The organism is Streptomyces sp. NPDC045967 (assembly GCF_056430495.1).
Map to the genome: position 1 here is coordinate 130,656 of NZ_JBWKLE010000014.1, position 14,990 is coordinate 145,645.

12 protein-coding genes are annotated in these 14,990 nt (G+C 75.7%); 3 read left to right on the forward strand and 9 right to left on the reverse strand.

Annotated elements, in window-relative coordinates; genetic code table 11:
• Positions 1-68: 68 nt before the first annotated feature.
• The 5 genes from AC07FY_RS24480 to AC07FY_RS24500 form a co-directional block, all read right to left on the reverse strand.
• Positions 69-335 (reverse strand): acyl carrier protein, encoded by a 267-nt coding sequence (locus tag AC07FY_RS24480; RefSeq protein WP_479009662.1) that lies wholly within the window; start codon positions 333-335, stop codon positions 69-71.
• Positions 336-429: 94 nt separating this feature from the next.
• Entirely contained in the window at positions 430-1,674 is a 1,245-nt protein-coding gene (locus AC07FY_RS24485; RefSeq protein ID WP_479009664.1) for a ketosynthase chain-length factor, read from the reverse strand.
• A complete protein-coding gene (locus tag AC07FY_RS24490) occupies positions 1,671-2,936 on the reverse strand; it encodes a beta-ketoacyl-[acyl-carrier-protein] synthase family protein (protein WP_479009666.1) in 1,266 nt (421 codons plus the stop codon). Before AC07FY_RS24490 ends, AC07FY_RS24485 begins: the two co-directional genes overlap by 4 nt.
• A 141-nt stretch (positions 2,937-3,077) precedes the next feature.
• A complete protein-coding gene (locus AC07FY_RS24495; protein ID WP_479009669.1) occupies positions 3,078-4,100 on the reverse strand; it encodes a 3-oxoacyl-ACP synthase III family protein in 1,023 nt (340 codons plus the stop codon).
• On the reverse strand, positions 4,097-4,864 hold the full coding sequence (locus AC07FY_RS24500; protein ID WP_479009672.1) for a thioesterase II family protein: 768 nt from the start codon (positions 4,862-4,864) through the stop codon (positions 4,097-4,099). Before AC07FY_RS24500 ends, AC07FY_RS24495 begins: the two co-directional genes overlap by 4 nt.
• Positions 4,865-5,048: 184 nt before the next feature.
• On the opposite strand from AC07FY_RS24500, the gene ccrA reads away from it, so the two are divergent.
• Together ccrA and AC07FY_RS24510 are read left to right on the forward strand one after the other, a co-directional pair.
• Complete coding sequence (ccrA, locus tag AC07FY_RS24505) at positions 5,049-6,407, forward strand: crotonyl-CoA carboxylase/reductase (protein ID WP_479009675.1); 1,359 nt, start codon at positions 5,049-5,051, stop codon at positions 6,405-6,407.
• Entirely contained in the window at positions 6,404-8,143 is a 1,740-nt protein-coding gene (locus AC07FY_RS24510) for a 3-hydroxyacyl-CoA dehydrogenase family protein (RefSeq protein ID WP_479009678.1), read from the forward strand. The genes ccrA and AC07FY_RS24510 overlap by 4 nt, the downstream gene beginning before the upstream one ends.
• 9 nt (positions 8,144-8,152) lie before the next feature.
• Here AC07FY_RS24510 and AC07FY_RS24515 read toward each other — a convergent pair whose 3' ends face one another.
• The 4 genes from AC07FY_RS24515 to AC07FY_RS24530 all read right to left on the reverse strand — a co-directional run bounded on the left by AC07FY_RS24515 (position 8,153) and on the right by AC07FY_RS24530 (position 13,756).
• Positions 8,153-10,480, reverse strand: a complete 2,328-nt coding sequence (locus AC07FY_RS24515) for a helix-turn-helix transcriptional regulator (RefSeq protein WP_479009681.1) — start codon at positions 10,478-10,480, stop codon at positions 8,153-8,155.
• Between the two features lie 113 nt (positions 10,481-10,593).
• Positions 10,594-11,694, reverse strand: coding sequence for a ribosome small subunit-dependent GTPase A (gene rsgA, locus AC07FY_RS24520; protein WP_479009683.1), 1,101 nt, complete (start codon positions 11,692-11,694; stop codon positions 10,594-10,596).
• Positions 11,694-11,939, reverse strand: a complete 246-nt coding sequence (locus AC07FY_RS24525; RefSeq protein ID WP_479009686.1) for a hypothetical protein — start codon at positions 11,937-11,939, stop codon at positions 11,694-11,696. Before AC07FY_RS24525 ends, rsgA begins: the two co-directional genes overlap by 1 nt.
• Positions 11,936-13,756: a S9 family peptidase gene (locus AC07FY_RS24530; RefSeq protein ID WP_479009689.1), complete on the reverse strand. Its 1,821-nt coding sequence runs from the start codon at positions 13,754-13,756 to the stop codon at positions 11,936-11,938. Before AC07FY_RS24530 ends, AC07FY_RS24525 begins: the two co-directional genes overlap by 4 nt.
• 461 nt (positions 13,757-14,217) lie before the next feature.
• On the opposite strand from AC07FY_RS24530, the gene AC07FY_RS24535 reads away from it, so the two are divergent.
• Complete coding sequence (locus tag AC07FY_RS24535) at positions 14,218-14,982, forward strand: 2OG-Fe dioxygenase family protein (RefSeq protein WP_479009692.1); 765 nt, start codon at positions 14,218-14,220, stop codon at positions 14,980-14,982.
• Positions 14,983-14,990: the final 8 nt, after the last annotated feature.

Genomic DNA, 14,990 nt, shown 5'->3' on the forward strand with positions numbered 1-14,990 from the left:
AAGGCCGGGGGGCCGGGGGGCCGGGAGCGGGCTCAGGCGGTGACGCGGGCTCAGGCGGTGACGCGGGCTCAGGCGGTGACGCGGGCGGAAAGCACCCGGTTGACGAGCTCGAGGTACTGGCGGGGGGTCTCCGCCTCGTCGATGGCCTCCTCGTCGAGCGCGATCTCGTACTCGCGCTCGATGAGCCCGGTGGTCTGCAGCAGCGCCAGCGAGTCGTAGCCGAGGTCGAGGAAGAGGGTGTCGAGGACGTCGGCGCCGTCCAGGTCCACGCCCTCGTCCTCACCGGCGCACTCGCGCAGCAGGCGGGTCAGGTCGGTCAGCTCCAGGTGCCGCATGGGATCTCCTCTTGGCGGTTCGGGTTCGGGTCTGGGACGGGCGGGCGGGTGCGGTCCAGTGGGCGGTGCGCGGTTCGGTGCGCGGTGCGCCGCCTCAGGCGGCGCGGATGACGGCGGCGGCGTTGAAGCCGCCCCGGCCGCGGGCCAGCACGAGGGCGGTGCGCAGGGCGGCGCCGCGGCGCGGGCCGCCGGTGACCAGGTCGAGCGGGCAGTCGTCGGCGGGGCGCACGGTGCCGGTGGTCGGCGGGATCACCTGGTCGCGCAGGGTGAACAGGGCGGCGGCCAGGTCGAGGGAGGCCCCGCCCGACAGCAGCCGTCCGGTCATCGACTTGGGCGCGGTGACCGGGACCCCGCGCGGGCCGAACACGGCGGTGATCGCCTCGGCCTCCGCGCGGTCCGCGGCGCGTTCGCCCGCGGCGTCGGCGAAGACCACGTCGACCTCGGCGGCGTCCGCGCCCGCGTCGGCGAGCGCGAGGCGCGCCGCGTCGGCGAGCCGGGGGGTGCCCGGGCCGTCGAAGGTGGCCGCGTATCCGGCGAAGGAGCCGTAGGCGCGGGCGCCGCGGGCGCGGGCGCTCTCGGCGTCCTCCAGGACGAGCAGGGCGCCGCCCTCGCCGACGACGTGGCCGGCGGCCTCGGCGTCGAAGGGCAGGTAGGCGCGGGCCGGGTCGGCGACCGTGCTCATCCGGCCCTCGGCCAGGTGCGCGGCCCAGCCCCACGGGCACAGCGAGGCATCGACGGCGCCGGTCACCATCAGGGTGGCGCCCTTGCGGAGCTGGCGCCGGGCCTGGGCGACGGCGTCCAGACCGCCAGCGCCCTCGGTGACGATGACGCCGCTGGGGCCGCGCAGCCCGTGGCGGATGGAGATCTGGCCCGAGTTGACGGCGTAGAACCAGGCGAAGGACTGGTAGGCGCTGACGTGCTGGCCGCCCTTGCTCCACAGGGCCTCCAGCTCGCGCTGGCCGAACTCGTAGCCGCCCGCGGAGGAAGCGGTGACCACGCCCGCGCCGTACTCCGGCAGCCGGGCCGGGTCGGCGCCCGCGTCGTGCAGGGCCTCCTGGGCGGCGGCGAGGGAGAGCCGAGTGACGCGGTCGGTCTGCGGCAGCAGCCGGCTGGGGACGTGGTCCGCGTCGACGAAGCCGGGGATCTCGCCGGCCAGGCGTACGGGATACCCGCTCGCGTCGAACCGGGTCAGCGGCCGGATGCCGCTCTCGCCGCGCAGGACGGCGCCCCACCACGCCTCGGCGCCCAGCCCGTTGGGAGCGGTGACGCCGACGCCCGTGAAGACGGCGGTGGCGGCCCGCGCCGGGGCGCCGGACGGGTCGAGCGTGGGCGCGGTCATGCGGCTTCCTTCAGGCTCGGGCGGTTGAGGACCATGGCGCTCTGGAACCCGCCGAAACCGCTCCCGACGCTGACGACGGCGTCGGTGCGCTGCTCGCGGGCGGTGAGCGGGGTGTAGTCCAGGTCGCAGGCCGGGTCCGCCTCGTGCAGGTTGGCGGTGGGCGGCACGGTGTTGTGCGCGATGGCCAGGGCGCTGGCGGCGACCTCCAGGGCGCCGATGGCGCCGAGCGAGTGGCCGATCATCGACTTGATGGAGCTGACCGGCACCTCGTAGGCGCGCTGTCCCAGACTGCGCTTGAAGGCCGCGGTCTCGTGCTTGTCGTTCTGCTTGGTGCCCGAGCCGTGGGCGTTGACGTAGTCGACGGCGGAGGGGTCCAGCCGGGCCTCGTCCAGGGCGGCGGTGATGGCCGCCGCCATCTCCGCGCCGTCGGAGCGCAGTCCCGTCATGTGGTAGGCGTTGCTGCGGCTGGCGAAGCCGGAGATCTCGGCGTAGATCCGGGCGCCGCGGCGGCGGGCCCGCTGGAGCTCCTCGACGACCAGGACGGCGGAGCCCTCGCCGAGGACGAAGCCGTTGCGGGTGCGGTCGAAGGGCCGCGAGGCGGTCGCCGGGTCGTCGTTGCGGGTGGAGGTGGCGCGGATCGCGTCGAAGCAGGCCACGGTGATCGGGGAGATCGGCGCCTCGGTGGCGCCGGTGACCATCACGTCGGCGGCGCCCTCGCGGATCAGCTCGACGGCGTGGCCGATGGAGTCGAGTCCGGAGGTGCAGCCGGTGGAGACGAGCGCGACCGGTCCCTGCGCGCCGCTGTCCCGGGCCACCTCGGCGGCCAGGGAGCTGGGGGTGAAGTAGTCGTAGAGGTGGGCGACGGCCCGGGAGTGGTCCACGTTCCACAGGCCGCCCAGCTCGCTGACGGCCGCGTACTCGTTGTCCAGCCCCGTGGTGCAGCCGACGGCGCTGCCGAGGCTGACACCGGTGCGCAGCGGGTCCAGCCCGTCGGCGACCCCGCTGTCGGCGATGGCCTCGCGGGCGCTGGTCAGTGCGAACAGGGCGGCCCGGTCGAGGCGGGCGGCCTCCTCGGCGTCGAATCCGTGGGCGGCGGGGTGGAAGTCGGCCTCGGCGGCGATCCGCGAGCGGAAGGAGGAGGCGTCGAACAGCGTGATGGCCCGGGTCGCCGTACGGCCGGCGGTGAGCAGCTCCCAGAACTCCTTGGTGCCCACTCCTCCCGGGGCGACGACCCCTATACCGGTGATGACTACCCGTCTCATCGACTGTCCCCCACTGTTCTCCTCCAGGCCGGGGCCGGGCGGGCTCGCGCCGCGCGGCGGCTGCACCGCAGGACGGCTTCGGTACTGCGAGCCTGGCCGCTCGGTCTGGAGCACGGCTAGAAGATCCGTGCAAGGGGGCGATCAGCCACCCCAGCGCATCAGCGCCGTCCCCATGCTCATGCCGCCGCCGAATCCGGCCAGCAGGACGAGGTCGCCGTCGGCCGGTCCGTTCCCGCCGCGCACGGCGTGGTCCAGGGCCAGCGGGATGGAGGCGGCGCCGGTGTTGCCGTGGAACTCCACCGGCAGGTGGACGGTGGCCCGGGTCAGGCCGAGCGGCTCCAGAAGGGCGCGGAGCATCTCCCCGTTGGCCTGGTGCGGTACGAAGTGGGCCACGTCCTCGGGGGCGGCCCCGAAGGCGCGCAGGACCTCTTCGACGGCGCCGGGTAGTTCCCGTTCCACGAACTCGCGCACCTCGCGCCCGCGCATCGCGAAGTAGTGCTCGCCGCGGGTCACCGTCCCCAGGGCGGCCGGCCTGCGGCTGCCGCCCGCGCCCACGCCGATCAGGCCGTGCAGGCTGCCGTCGGTGCGCAGGCCGGTGCCGAGCAGCCCGTGGCCCTCGCGGACCGGGCCGAGGACGACCGCCCCGGCGCCGTCGCCGAACAGGGGGGCGGTGCGGCGGTCGGCGGGGTCGACGATGCGCGAGTAGACGTCGGTGCCCACGACCACCACGGGGCGGCGCCGGCCGTCCGCCTCGGGGGCCGCCAGCAGCCGGGCGCCGGTGTGCAGGGCCGCGGCGAAGCCGCTGCATACGGCGTTGACGTCGAAGGCCGCCGCGTGCCGGGCGCCGAGCCGGTGCTGCACGAGCGCCGCGGTGGCCGGCTGGGTGTGGTCGGGGGTGGAGGTGGCGACCACGATCCAGGCGAGGTCCGCGGGGTCGGTGCCGGAGTCCTCCAGGGCCCGCCGGGCGGCCTCGGAGGCCAGGTCGGAGGCGGCCTCGTGCGGGGCCGCGTACCGCCGTTCCCTGATGCCCGTCTTCCGCTCGATCCATGCCGGGGTCACACCGACGCGGGCGGCGATCGTCTCGTTGGGCACGACCCGCTCGGGCAGGTAGGAGCCGGTGCCCAGGACGCCGACGGATCCCAGTGCGGGCGAGTGGACGCTCATGCGGCCACCGCCGCGGGGCGGGTGAGCGCGTCGGTGACGGCGGCCGCGACCTCCTCCAGGCGGTCGCTGAGGAAGAAGTGGCCGCCCGGCAGCACCCACAGCTCGAAGCCGCCCCGGGTGTGGTCGCGCCACCGGTCCACCTTGCCGACCTCGGCCATGTGGTCGGCGTCGCCGGTGAGGGCGGTGACGGGGGTGCGCAGCGGCGGGCCGGGCCGGAAGCGGTACTCGCGCACCGCACGGTAGTCGGTGCGCAGCGGCGGCAGCAGCATGCTCCGCACCTCCGGGTCGTCGAGCAGCCCGTCGTCCGTGGCGTTCAACGCGCGCAGCTCGGCGACGACTTCCTCGTCGGTGCGGGGGAGCCACGCCTCGTACTCGTCCTGGCAGGGGGCGGGGCGGCCGGAGACGAACAGGTGGGCCGGGCCCCGCCCGGCCGCCTCCGTCCTGCGGGCCACCTCGAAGGACAGCATCGCCCCCATGCTGTGCCCGAACAGGGCGTAGGGGCGGCCGTCGTCGAGCGCGAGGAGCTCGGCGGTGATCCGGTCGGCGAGCCGCTCCAGGGAGGTCTCGCCGGGTTCGGCCCGGCGGTCCTGGCGGCCCGGGTACTGGACCCCGTACACGTCCACGGCCGGGGAGAGCGCGGTGGCCAGCGGGTGGAAGTAGCTGGCGGACCCGCCCGCGTGCGGCAGCGCGAACAGCCGGACGGGCGCCCGGGGGGCGAGCCGGTAGTTCCTGAACCAGGCACTGCGGTCGGTCGTTCGCGTCATCGGATCTCCTCATTCCAGGGCAGAGCTCGAAACCCAGCCTGCGGGCGGGGCGGCCCGGTCCGGATCCCCTGGCACCCCCCTGGCCCCGGTCCGCCCGCGCCTAGGGGAGCGTCTGGGGTGCCGCGGAGGGGCGGGCCGTTCCTACGTTTGGCTGAGGCGCTCCTCGACTTTCAAGGGACATCACGTGGAAGAGATCATCAGTGCTCTGCTCTCGGAGGACGCGGCCCCGGGTGACGTCCAGCACCTCCGGCTGCCGGAGAGCTACCGCGGCAACGTGGTCCGCAAAGAGGACACCGGCATGTTCGAGGGCATGGCGACGGCGGACAAGGACCCCCGCAAGTCCCTGCACCTGCAGGACGTGCCGACCCCCGAACCGGGCCCCGGCGAGGCCCTGATCGCCGTCATGGCGAGCGCCGTCAACTACAACACCGTCTGGTCCTCGATCTTCGAGCCGCTGGCGACCTTCGGGTTCCTCGAGCGCTACGGCCGGCTCAGCGAGCTGACCCGGCGCCACGACCTCCCCTACCACGTGCTGGGTTCCGACCTGTGCGGTGTGGTGCTGCGCACCGGTCCGGGCGTCAACCGCTGGCGGCCCGGCGACCGGGTGGTGGCGCACTGCCTGTCGGTGGAACTGGAGTCCGCCGAGGGCCACGACGACACGATGCTCGACCCCGAGCAGCGCATCTGGGGCTTCGAGACGAACTTCGGCGGCCTGGCCGAGCTGGCCCTGGTGAAGTCCAACCAGCTGATGCCCAAGCCCGAGCACCTGACGTGGGAGGAGGCCGCCTCCCCGGGCCTGGTCAACTCCACCGCCTACCGCCAGCTGGTCTCCCGCAACGGCGCCGGCATGAAGCAGGGCGACAACGTCCTGATCTGGGGCGCCAGCGGCGGCCTCGGCTCCTACGCCACGCAGCTGGCCCTGGCCGGCGGCGCCAACCCCGTGTGCGTGGTCTCCAGCCCGCAGAAGGCCGAGATCTGCCGGCGGATGGGCGCGAGCGCCGTCATCGACCGCAGCGCCGAGGGCTACCGGTTCTGGAAGGACGAGGACACCCAGGACCCGAGGGAGTGGAAGCGCTTCGGCAAGCGCATCCGCGAGCTGACCGGCGGCGAGGACGTGGACATCGTCTTCGAGCACCCCGGCCGCGAGACGTTCGGCGCCAGCGTCTACGTCGCCCGCAAGGGCGGCACCATCGTCACCTGCGCCTCGACCTCCGGCTTCCGGCACGAGTACGACAACCGCTACCTGTGGATGTCGCTGAAGCGGATCATCGGCTCGCACTTCGCGAACTACCGCGAGGCGTGGGAGGCCAACCGCCTCATCGCCAAGGGCAGGATCCACCCCACCCTGTCGAAGGTCTACTCCCTGGAGGAGACCGGCCAGGCCGCCTACGACGTCCACCAGAACCTGCACCAGGGCAAGGTGGGCGTGCTCGCCCTGGCGCCCGAGGAGGGCCTCGGCGTCCGGGACCACGAACTGCGCGCCACGCACCTCGACGCCATCAACCGCTTCCGCGGCGACGGCGGGCAGGAGGCCGGCCGGTGACCGCGCGCCGCACCCCGGTCACCGGGATCGTCGGACTGGGCACGCTCGGCGAGGCCCTGCTGCGGCTGGCCCGTGAAGCGGGGCACGAGGTCATCGCGGTCGACACCGCCCTGGACGCGCTGGACCGCACCGCCCGCCGGCTCAAGGCGGCCGACGCGGCCACGGGCTCCGCCGGTCCGGCCGTCACCCTGACCACGGACCCGGCCGCCCTGTCCCGGGCGGAGCTGGTGATCGAGGCGGTCACGGAGGACGCGGCCGTCAAGCGGGCCGTGCTGGGCGAGCTCGTCACGCGGTGGGCGCCGGGCGTGCCCGTGCTGACCACCACCACGACCCTGTCCGTGCCGCGGCTGGCCATCGCCTCCGGCGCTCCCGGATCCGTCGCGGGCCTGCGGTTCTTCACGCCGCCCGCCGCCGGCGGACCGGTCCTGCCCATCCACTCCCCGCTGGCCTCGGCCGCCACCGCGGCGGCCCTGGACACCCTGGTGGCGCAGCTCGGCCTGCGGCCCGCCGCCGTCACCGCCGCCTCGGCCGCCGACGCCGACGACCTGGTGCTGGCCTACCTCAACCGGGCCGCGATCCTGTGCGACGAGGGCCACGCGAGCGCCCGCGACATCGACACCGCGATGCGGCTGGGCTGCGGTCTGCCGCTCGGCCCGCTGGAGACGCTCGACCTCATGGGCGTCGACTCGGTCCACGCGGCGCTGCTCGCCCGCTGGCGGCGCACCGGGGACTGCGCCTTCGAACCGGCGCCGCTGCTCAGCCGGATGGTCACGGCCGGCCGCCTGGGCCGCAAGAGCGGCGAGGGCTTCGCCACGTACGACGAACTGGGCGCCGCCGTGGTCGCGCCGGCCGGCGGACCGGAGCCGGGCACGGCCCGGCCGGTCACCCGCGTCGGCGTGGTCGGCTCGGGGGCCATGGCCCGCGGCATCGCGGAGGTCATGGCGGTCGGCGGCCGCGGCACACTGCTCGTGGCGCGCGGAGCGGAGCAGGCGGAGCGGGCCCTGGCGGCCATCGGCGACTCGCTGACCCGCCGGGTGCGCAGGGGCCGGATCACTCCCGCGCAGCGGGAGGCGGCCCTGGCCCTGCTGGAGACCTCCCACGACATGGCGTCGCTCGGCGACCGCGACCTGGTCGTGGAGGCCGTCGTCGAGGACCTCGACGCGAAGCGGGCGCTGTTCGCCCGCCTCGGGGAGGTCTGCGCACCGGGCACGGTCCTGGCCACCACCACCTCGAGCCTGTCCGTCGCCGCCTGCGCCGCGGCCTCGGGCCGCCCGGCCGACGTGATCGGCCTGCACTTCTTCAACCCGGCCCCGGTGATGCGGCTGGTGGAGCTGGCGTACACGGCCGAGGCGCACCCCGACGCGCTGGCCACCGCCCGGCGGCTCTGCCGCGACCTGGGCAAGACGGCCGTGGAGTGCCCGGACCGCACCGGGTTCATCGTCAACCGGCTGCTGTTCCCCTACCTCGGCGACGCCCTGGCCCTGCTGGAGCGGCCGGACACGGACATCGCGGCGACGGACGCGGCGGTCGAGCGGGGCTACGGCTACCCGATGGGCCCGTTCGCCCTGCTGGACACGATCGGCCTGGACGTCTCGCTCGCCATCCAGCAACGCCTCTTCGCGGCCTTCCACCTCCCGGAGCTGGCCCCCTCCCCCGCCCTGGCCGAACTGGTCGCGTCGGGCGCCCTGGGCCGCAAGAACCAACGCGGCCTCCGCACGGGCGAACCCCGCACGTGACGACAGGGCCTAGGAGGATCGGACCTCGCCGACCAGTTCGGCGAGGTCCGTGCGGGAGCGGACGCGGAGTTTGCGGTAGACCTTGGTCAGGTGCTGCTCGACCGTGCTCGGGGTCACGAACAGGCGGGCTGCGATGACCTGGTTGGTGCAGCCCTGGGCGGCCAGCAGTGCCACCCGCCGCTCCGCCCGGCTCAGCCGTGCCGCCGGGTCCCGGCAGTGGTCCGCCGGGGTGCTCCAGTCCAGGGCCTCGCACGGGGCGATGTCCCAGCGGGCCAGCAGGTCGCGGCAGGCGTGCAGGTCGCCGAGGGCGGCCACCGGCTGGTTCGCGGCCAGCCGGAAACGGCCGCGGGCCAGCAGGTAGTGGGGAGCGACCCGGCTGCGGAACATCGCCTCCGGCACGGGTACGCGCAGCAGCCGCGCCGCCTCTTCGTGCGCGCCGCGTCCGGTCGCGGCGCGCACGGCTGCGGCCAGCGGAATGCCGACGGCGATCCCCCAGCCCTCCGGCGTCAGCAGGGCCAGCGCCCGTTCCGCCTCCGCGGCAGCCTCGGCGTGCCGGTCCAGGCGGCCGTGCACCAGGGCGGCGGCCGCCGCGGCCACGGCGCGGCGGGCGGAGGTGTCCAGGGCGCCCGGCGTGGTCCGCGTCTCGCGCAGCAGCGCGTGCCAGTGCTCGGTCCGGTCGCTCTCGGCCACGTGCAGCAGGGCGCACAGGGTTGCCGTCACACCGGGAGCCGGGTGCTGGCGTGACACCAGGGCCGCCGCCGCCCGCTCCACGGCGGCCGTGCGGCCTTCCGACCGGTCCGCCGCGCCGCGCGGGGAGCCCAGCTCCGGGTAGACGTACGCCGCTTCGGCTCGCAGCAGCCGGCCGGCCCGCCCTCCGCCGGGGCCGTCGGCCCCGTCGGCGGAAGCGGCGCCCCCGTCGGCGGGGGCGGTGGCCGGCTGCGGGGAGAGCGCGGCGAGCACGCGGGCCGCGGCTGCCGGGCGGCCGTGCCACAGCAGCGCCCCGAGCGGGCCCGCGGCCCGCTCCACCGTGAACCGCCCCGCCAGCAGGGCCTGTTCCAGGGCGGGCAGATGGCGGGTCACGGCTGCCGGGTCGTCCTCCCACTCGGCGCCGGCCAGCGCGTCGAGCAGCGCCGCCCGGCGTACCGGGTCGGGGCAGCGGCGGTGCGCGGCGTCGAGGAATCGGGCGGCCGCCTTGGGCCGGGCGGTCCGCAGGGCCTGTCCGGCCGCCTCGGCCAGGACGTCGACGGCCCACCGCTCCGCCGCCGGGACCGGCCCGCCGGCGGCGACCAGGTGGCGGGCGACGGTCTCGGCCGGGGCGCCGCCGGCGCGCAGCAGCGCGACGGCCTCGGTGTGCAACCGGGCGCTCTCCCCCGGCGGGAGCTCCTCCAGTACCGCGGCCCGCGCCGCCTCGTGGCGGAACCGGCCGGATGCGAGCAGCCCGGTGTCGGTGAGCACGTCCATCAGCGGCCCCGCGGCCCGTTCGTGGACGCCGAGCAGCCGGGCGAGGGTCGTGAGGGTGGCACTGGGTCCCAGTACGGCCAGTGCCCGGGCCGCCTCCAGGGTCCCACCGGGGCGCAGGCAGCCGGTGACGGCCCGTTTGAAGGCGGCGGCGGCCACCGGCAGGTCCGAGCGCAGCGGTCCGCGCTGCCACCGGTCCTCGGCGAGGGCGTGCAGCAGGCGGGGGTTCCCGCCGGTGGCCCGGTGCCAGGCGGGGGCGAGCCGGCGGGCCTCGGCCGGGTCGGCCGCCCCGCCGTAGGGGGCGCGCAGGAACGCGGCGACGCCGTCCTCGTCGAGGGTGGTGAGGGCGAGGGCCGCGCACCGGGGGTGGCGGGCGAGTTCGGCGACCGGAAGCGCGGCGGGCGGGTGCGGCGGCTGGTGGGCGGAGCCCGTGCCGAGCAGCATGATGCGGGCGGCTCCGATCCGTCCGCACAGGTACAGCAGGCAGCGCGCGGAGAGCTCGTCGGTGTACTCGATGTCGTCGACGGCGACGACGACCGGGGCGGTGGCCGCCAGTTCCGTGAGGACGTCCCGGACGGCCGGCAGCGCGGCGGCCGGGTCGGGTTCGGGCCCGGTGAATCCCGGTACGGCGCTCAGCAGCTGCCCGGCGACGCCGAGCGCGATGCCCTGTTCCGCCGGAGAGGCGCAGGCGTGCAGGACGAGCGCGCCGGATGCCGCCGCCTCGGCGGCGAAGGCCCGCACGAGCGCGGTCTTGCCGGTGCCGGGGCTGCCGGTGACCAGCGCGGCCCGGCCCTCGCCGCGCCGGGTCACCGCGAGCAGCTCCCGGAGCCTGCCCAGTTCCCGGTCCCGCCGCACCAGTTCCCGCGGCCTTGGTGTCATCGGCCCTCCCCGTGTGCGGTGCCGCTCCCGGCAGTGTGCCGGGGTCCGGGGAAATGCCGCTGGTGGACCGCCTGAGGCCCGCTCGAGCCCGCACCGGGGGGTGCGGGGCCGGGTCAGCGGTGCGGGCGCTTCTTCAGGGCGCGGGCGCGGGTGCGGATGCGCTGCTTGTCCTCGGAGCGGGCGCGGGCGTCCTGGCGCAGTTCGAGCATCCGCTGCTCGCGCCGGAGCTTCTCCCAGTTGCCGAGCCGGTCGGCGTCCAGGGAGCCGGTGACGACCGCGTCCCGGACGGCGCAGCCCGGCTCGTCCTGGTGGCGGCAGTCGCGGAACTGGCATCCGCCGGTCAGGGATTCCACGTCGGCGAACGCCTTGTCGATGCCCTCCTCGGCGTCCCACACGGCGAGCGCCCGCATCCCGGGGGTGTCGATGAGCAGGCCGCCGCCGGGCAGCGGGACGAGCTCGCGGTGCGTGGTCGTGTGCCGGCCCTTGAAGTCGGAGCGGACCTCCTGGGTGGAGAGCACCTCCTCGCCGCGCAGCCGGTTGGTGAGCGTGGACTTGCCCACGCCGGACAGGCCCACCAGGGCGACGGTGCGGCCCGGTCCGACGTACCGGTCCAGGGCGTCGAGGCCCTCACCGGTACGGGAGGACACGGTGTGGACGGGGGTGCCGAGCGCGATGCGCTCCACCTCCTCGGCCGCGCCGGCCGGATCGGGGTGCAGGTCGGCCTTGCTGAGGATGACGACGGGCTGGGCGCCGCTCTGCCAGGCGACGGCCAGGTAGCGCTCGATGCGGCGCAGCCGCTGCTCACCGGTGAGGGCGGCGACGACGAAGACGGTGTCGACGTTGGTGGCGACGATCTGCGACTCGGTCCTGCGGCCGGCGCTGCCGCGGACGAAGGCCGAGCGGCGCGGCAGCACGTCGAGGATGAGGTGGGGTGCGGGGCCGCCCACGACGACCCAGTCGCCGGTGGCCAAATGGGCTCCGCCGAGCGGTGGTTCACCCTCCTTGAAGAGCCGGGGGCCGAGTTGGGCGCGGACCTCGCCGTCCGGTGTCAGGACGGTCGCGGCGCCGCGGTCGACCTGCCCGACGCGGCCGGGGAAGCGGGTCTCGCCGGGCGTGTGCCCGCCGAGGTCCGCCAGGTGCTCGGGCCAGGCCCCGGCCAGGTCGGCCCGCCAGCCGAGCGGGGCGAGGGCGGCGGAGTCGGGCTCCGACGGCATCAGCTGTTCTCCGTGGACGCGGGCACGGACGTGGACGCGGCCGCGGGAGCGGACACCGTCGTGGCCGTGGAAGCGGCGGTCGGGGAGGGCTTGCCCTCGCAGCCGCAGCCACCGCGCTGCACGGTGAACCGGCGACGCGGCGCGGCAGCCGCGGCCGGGGCGGCGCTGGTCCCGGCGCCCGGGGCGGCAGCGGCCGGGGCGGCAGCGGTGGCAGCGGAAGGGGCGGGGGCGTTGTGCTCGGTCATGCGTCCTGCTTTCGGGTCGGTGCGGGGTCGCCGAGGCGGTCCCGCACGAAGGCGATCTGTGCTGACATGGCGTCCGCGCCGACCTCGGCGCGGGCACTGGCGTGGCCGGTGGAGCGCAGCCGGAAGTCGACGTCCGCGCCGCGGGCGGTCAGCGCCCCGACGTAGGACTCGATCTGGCCGACCGGGCAGCGCGCGTCGCGGTCTCCGGCCAGCACCAGCAGGGGTGCGCGGACCGCGTCGGCATACGTGTGGGGGGAGGCGGCCGCGTAGCGTTCGGGCACCTCGTCGGGGGTGCCGCCGAACAGGGCGCGGTCCACCCAGCGCAGGCTGTGCAACTGCTCGGGGTAGGCCGCCGGGTAGTCGCCGACGGCGCCTTCGGCGAGCCCGCACGCCCACAGTCCGGGCTGGGTCCCGAGGCCGAGCAGGGTCAGGTAGCCGCCCCAGGAGCTGCCCGCGAGGACGCAGCGGTCGGGGTCGGCCACGCCGGAGGAGACGAGGTGGGCGCGGGCGGCGGCGACGTCGGACAGTTCGGTGTGCCCCACGGCCTCGCGGTGGCCGAACTGCCAGGCCGTGCCGTTCTCGGCGGAGCCGCGGTAGTTGACGCGGGCCACCGCGTAACCGGCGTCGTTCCAGGCGGCGGCGGGACCGTTGTACTCGTCTCCGTCGGCGATGTGCGGGCCGCCGTGCAGCAGGAAGACCGTCGGGTGGGGGGCCCGGCCGGCGGCCGGCACGCTGAGGAAGACGGGGACCGTCAACTCGCCGTTCGGCGCCGCCACTTCGGTGACGGGGGCGGCCGGGACGACCGGGCCCGGCACCGACAGCAGCTCCGCGCCGGCCAGGTCGCGCAGGACGGCCGGGGCCGACGCGGAGGAGAAGGTGTACCAGCAGTCGCCGTCGGGCCGTGCGGCGGCGGCGTGGACCGTGCCGCGCGGCACGGGCAGCCGCTCCAGGCGGCCGTCGGCGAGCCGGTGGCGGTAGAGCTCGCTGCGCCCGTGCGTGCGGTGGTGCAGCAGCAGCGCGGCGCCGTCGGGGGTGAACTGCGCGCGTACGTCGCCGGGCAGGCCCGTCTCGATCTCGCGCACCTCCCCGGTGACCGGGTCCCACAGGAGCGGGGCGGGGCGGCCGCCGCGGGTGTGCGTGGCCAGCACGAGCCGGCCGCCGGGCTGGAAGGGCGACCCGTAGGGCACGACGTGCAGACCGCCGTGCGGCCAGTCGCCGAGCTCTCCGACCAGCGCGCCGTCCTGGTCCAGGACGCGCAGCGAGGGGCGCAGCGGATCGCCGTACTCCGCGTGCAGCACCAGCACGTACGCCTCGTCGTCGCTGAGGCCCCCCAGGTAGAGCGGGGTGTCCGCGCCGTACAGCACTTCGGCCCGCTCCGCGCCGGCCCTCAGCAGGTGGATGTCGGTACGGCCGTCCGCCGCGGTGATCCCGGCGACGGCCAGGCCGGAGGCGCCGACGGCCAGGCCCTCGGGGGTACCGGCCGGCACCCCGGGCAGGGCCGGGACGGCGGGGCCGCCGCGCAGCGGGGCCCGCATCCAGGTGCCGTGCTCGGTGCCGTCCTCGTCGTGGTACCACCACAGCCGGCGTCCGGTCGGGTCGAGCAGGCCGAGTTCGACCCCGTGCGGGGCGTCGGTGAGCTGGCGGATGCCGCCGCCGGCCCGGTCCCAGAGGTAGAACTGCGCGGTGCCGGTGGCGTTGCCGCGCAGCACGCAGACCTCGGGCCGCAGCCGGCCCCAGAAAGGGAGCTCTACAGCGGGGGCGGTGCACCGGTCCACCGGTCTCGACCCCGGCTCGAGCGCAGCGGTATATACAGTCACCAGGCCATTATGCAGATAAGCGGCGGGCCTAGGAAGAGCGAATAGAGAATTCCAGCCACAGGCTGTCAGGGCGAATTCCCATGACGCCATTCGAGCGGTGTTCTCATTTCCTTTTCCATGTGTTTCGACATGACCGCGAATCGAGCGAAGGGGGTCCTCCGATGGACCGGGCACGGATGGTTTGCACTGCCAGCAGGGTTCCTCACGGCCTGGTGGGGATACCCGGACCGCTCGACTCTTCGCATTCGAGGACACGGGATCCCCTTTTCCACGGAGATCTGGGAACCATCTGCAACCTGGCCGACGTACCCCTGCGCGAAACCGTCCGCCACACCCTTCGGAACGGCCCGCGCCGGACGAATGCGTGGGAGTTCGTGACCGCCCCGGACCCCGCTTTTTCCTGGCGCGGCCGCTGATGCCGCAGAGCCCGGAGATCGAGAGCTGACCCAAGGAGACCTCATATGCCCGCCGCCGTTCTTCCCGGACCGCTGACCCGTACGGACATCGGGGAGGGGATCCGCAAGCAGGGCTGGGTGTTCGCCCCGGGAACCGGCTTCGACACCGGTCCCGGGGCGCAGGCGTTCCGGCAGCTCAGCCGGGCCTACGAGACCCTCGAACCGGAGCGCGACCCCTCCGGCGGCGGGGCGTACCGCTCGCGCCGGCACGTGCGCTACACCCACCGGGAGGTCTCACAGGGGGTGCTGCGCGCCCAGCCGCCGGGCCCCTGCCACCGGGGCGCCGGGGCGCACCCGTTCGCGGGCGGCTCCCCGCGCCGGTTCGCGCCCGTCTCCGGGGCGGTGCGGGTCGACCCGTTCCTGCGGCGGCTGCTGCTGCACGGCGTCGGGGTGTTCTCCGAGCTGGCCCGCGCGGAGCCCGGCCGGGGAACCGGCCCGGTCGACTGGGAGGTGGACGTGCACCTGGTCCGCGTCCCCGCCGGCGCCGAGGAGGAGGGGGTGTCCGCTGCGGGGGGCGTGCACCGGGACGGTTTCGACTACATCTCGCTGCACCTGATCGGCCGTTCCGGGGTGACGGGTGGGCGCAGCATCGTCTGCGACCCGTCGGGGCGCCCGCTGGCGCGGCCGCTGCTCGCCGCGCCCATGGACTCGCTGTACGCGGACGACCGCCGGGTCCTGCACGGCACCGAGCCGGTGCGGCTCGATCCGTCGGCCGGCCGCGCGTACGGCCACCGCGACATGCTGGTGACCGGCTACCGCCGGATCGGCTGAGACCGACC

Excerpts from the sequence above, each read along its gene's own strand:
- AC07FY_RS24480 (WP_479009662.1), bottom strand. The coding sequence starts at position 335 with ATGCGGCACCTGGAGCTGACCGACCTGACCCGCCTGCTGCGCGAGTGC.
- AC07FY_RS24485 (WP_479009664.1), bottom strand. The coding sequence starts at position 1,674 with ATGACCGCGCCCACGCTCGACCCGTCCGGCGCCCCGGCGCGGGCCGCC.
- AC07FY_RS24490 (WP_479009666.1), bottom strand. The coding sequence starts at position 2,936 with ATGAGACGGGTAGTCATCACCGGTATAGGGGTCGTCGCCCCGGGAGGA.
- AC07FY_RS24495 (WP_479009669.1), bottom strand. The coding sequence starts at position 4,100 with ATGAGCGTCCACTCGCCCGCACTGGGATCCGTCGGCGTCCTGGGCACC.
- AC07FY_RS24500 (WP_479009672.1), bottom strand. The coding sequence starts at position 4,864 with ATGACGCGAACGACCGACCGCAGTGCCTGGTTCAGGAACTACCGGCTC.
- AC07FY_RS24515 (WP_479009681.1), bottom strand. The coding sequence starts at position 10,480 with ATGACACCAAGGCCGCGGGAACTGGTGCGGCGGGACCGGGAACTGGGC.
- rsgA (WP_479009683.1), bottom strand. The coding sequence starts at position 11,694 with ATGCCGTCGGAGCCCGACTCCGCCGCCCTCGCCCCGCTCGGCTGGCGG.
- AC07FY_RS24525 (WP_479009686.1), bottom strand. The coding sequence starts at position 11,939 with ATGACCGAGCACAACGCCCCCGCCCCTTCCGCTGCCACCGCTGCCGCC.
- AC07FY_RS24535 (WP_479009692.1), top strand. The coding sequence starts at position 14,218 with ATGCCCGCCGCCGTTCTTCCCGGACCGCTGACCCGTACGGACATCGGG.